Annotated in this window: 3 protein-coding genes; 1 reads left to right on the top strand and 2 read right to left on the bottom strand. The window is 44.6% G+C overall.

Annotated features, from left to right (window positions below; translation table 11 throughout):
* A partial coding sequence (locus PX481_RS30050; protein ID WP_502888589.1) for a hypothetical protein occupies window positions 1-151 on the top strand: 151 nt, incomplete at its 5' end.
* A gap of 122 nt (window positions 152-273) precedes the next feature.
* On the opposite strand, the gene PX481_RS06185 is transcribed toward PX481_RS30050, so the two are convergent.
* Window positions 274-1,578: a cytochrome P450 gene (locus PX481_RS06185; protein WP_288094004.1), complete on the bottom strand. Its 1,305-nt coding sequence runs from the start codon at window positions 1,576-1,578 to the stop codon at window positions 274-276.
* A gap of 434 nt (window positions 1,579-2,012) precedes the next feature.
* Window positions 2,013-2,910: alanine racemase (gene alr / locus PX481_RS06190; RefSeq protein ID WP_288094006.1), on the bottom strand; the 898-nt coding region annotated here is incomplete at its 5' end.

The following is a 2,910-nucleotide window of genomic DNA, read 5'->3' on the forward strand; positions in this document are numbered from 1 at the left end:
ACCGGAAACCCAACAGATGGGACAAAAAATTGCTGAAGGTTTGCTACAAAAATCCCTAGCGCGTTTAATTCGTTACCTAGTTCTCGAATTTGATAGACCAAATCATCAGCAAAATGGAGAATTATCGAAAGCTTTACCCGCTGCCGATTAACCTCTGTCAGTTCCACCGACTGCTCAAAATCTGAGCATTTCCGACAATAAAGGCCGTGAAATAAATTTCACGGCTACGAGAAAAACGCTAAACTATTTTTAAAGTTTTTTTATCCTAGCAGGTTAACGGGGTTTAAAGGTGACTTGTAAACCGTCGCGAGGATGGGGAGTGGGGATAGCGGTGAGGGTGAGATCTTGATTGGGGAGTAATTGCCAATCGTATTTTTCTACTAAACGGACGGCTAAAATTTTCATCTCTAAACGAGCGAATTCCTTGCCGATACATTCGCGCAATCCCGCACCAAAGGGGATATATCCGTAGGGTTTTTCTTCGGCTAAAAAGCGATCGGGATCGAAGGTTTCAGGACGAGAATAAATATTATTATCTTTATGGGTATTGCTGATTTGATACTGCACTACCCATCCTTTCGGCAAATGATAACCGTTAAATTGACAGTCTTCTACTACCCGACGGAATCCTCCTCCCACGGGGGGAGTAAAACGTAAAACTTCTTTTAAAACGCGATCTAAATAGGTCATCTGTTTGAGGGTATCAACGCTTAAAGGAGTAGATAGATCAAAATTAGTTATTTCCTCGAGGACAAGCTGAAAAATATCGGGATGCAGTGCCATTTGTAGGCAGAAAGTGGCGATAGCGGAGGTTAAAGTTTCATGACCGGCAAAGAGTAATAATAGCACTTGATCCTTTAATTCCGCTAAGGATAAACTTTCACCGTTTTCGTCTTTAGCTTGTAAAAGGATAGCCAGAGCATCCTGGCCTAAGTCATCATTTTTTTGTCTTTCTAAAATGATAGTCTCGATCGCTTGTAGTAATTCTTCTCGACAGCGTAATGCTTTGCCGAAAGCTGTCCAGGGAAGGGGAATGGGAAGGGTAAATAGTCCCGCACACCAAGTATCAAAAGCTTCTCCTAATTTGGTAGCAGAACCATCGTCAAGACCGACAAATAATTTACAGGCGATATCGAGAGTATAGTTTCTTAATTCAGGATACCATGACAGGGTTTTTGCGGTTTGCCAACGCTCTAAATAGCGAGCGGTAATTGTTTCTACCGTAGGGATATAACTTGCTAGGGACCGGGGTTGAAAAGCTTGATAGATTAAGCGACGACGGGAAGCGTGGACATCTCCCGTATGCACCGCTAAAGATGCGCTGCCGAGGAGAGTTGTGGTACTTTTAGGCCAAGTTGCCGCAAAGTATTTATTCTCGTTGCTGAGGAGAAACCGGTTAGCTTCGGCACCGGATAAAATAATCGTGGGACTGCCAAAAATATGAGTGCGGAAAAGTTGACCATATTTATGATGACGTTTGCTGGCAAAATCCCCATCGGTCAAAAAAGCGATTGTTTCTCCTAATAGGGGTAATCCGAAACTGCCGGGGGGTAGGGGTAAATCTTTGCTTATAGTCATCGCTGCCTCTAGGGTAAAACTAATCAGTTGCCGTCGATTAACCCTGTTTATTTTAACCTAAAGCGGCGGAGAATTCATCCCCTAATCTAGACTGGCAATTAGCGATCGCACTTGACCAAGGCAAGTATCTAGGCAAAATTAATTACAGATCTCACCAGTCAGTTAACAATAAGAATTGCCGCCAATTGACATTTTTTAAGATCACCGCCATAATTAGGGCTTGCTCAATAAATGTGAAAACCTTGTTGGGTAAGACTTTTAGACTTTTTGGTTTCCAAAAAGTACCAGATATGGGAGTGATCGGTTGGAAAATTCCTGGACTTTTTCCCTGAAAATTAGGTAATTGACCAGATGAAAATCGCTAAAACCCTACACCCTACACCCTACACCCTACACCCCGCCCCCACCGAAAAACTTTTTGCCGCAAACCCTAATTAGCCATTGCTAATAGTAATTCGCGGCAAACGATGCTTAAAACCGCAGAGAATTTCCCAGGATATCGTACCTAAATCCCGCGCCCAATCGTCGGCGGTGATGCACTGTGGGCCATCTTTACCGATAAGTGTGACGATTTCCCCTGTTTTTACCTCTGGAATCTCGCTCACGTCAATCATTAACTGATCCATGGTTATCGCGCCGATTTGGGGTACTAAACGTCCTCTCAGGGATACTTTTAAACGATTGGAGAGATTGCGGGGAATTCCATCAGCGTAACCGATACCGACCACAGCAATACGGGTGTCTTTTGTCGCTATGTACTGATGACCATAACTCACCCCAGAGCCGGCGGCAATGGTTTTGACTTGGGCAATGCGTGCTTTTATTTGCAGCACCGGTTGCAAAGGGACTTTATCGGTGAGATGATTGGCGGGATAAAGACCGTAGAGAGCTAATCCGACTCTAACTCGATCGTAGTGCAGAGATCGATCGCTTAGGGTAGCGGCAGAGTTGGCTAAATGCAGACAGGGAGGATGATAACCTTTTGATCTTAACTCGGCGATCGCTTGTTGGAATCTTTGCCGTTGTAACTGCATCATCTCGGGATTGGGATCGTCAGCCGTGGCAAAATGGGAGTATATACTGGCAATTTTTAGGTTAGGAGCCTCTAAAACCTGTTCGACGAATTTTGTGCCGTTTTGCCATTGTGTACCTAAGCGACACATCCCCGTATCTAGTTTGATATGAACCGGCAGCCGCTGTTCTAAGCGTCTCATAACGGTGGCAAAAATTTGCACCTGTTCGATTTGCACCAGGGTGGGTTGCAATTGCCAATGGGCTAAGGCTGCCACTTCTTCCGGGGTATTGACTGCCCCTAAAATCATAATTGGGGCA

This window comes from Microcystis sp. M53603_WE2 (assembly GCF_030065435.1).

What these genes read in the sequence shown, in the direction of transcription:
- PX481_RS06185 (WP_288094004.1), bottom strand. Translation starts at nt 1,578, where the DNA reads ATGACTATAAGCAAAGATTTACCCCTACCCCCCGGCAGTTTCGGATTA.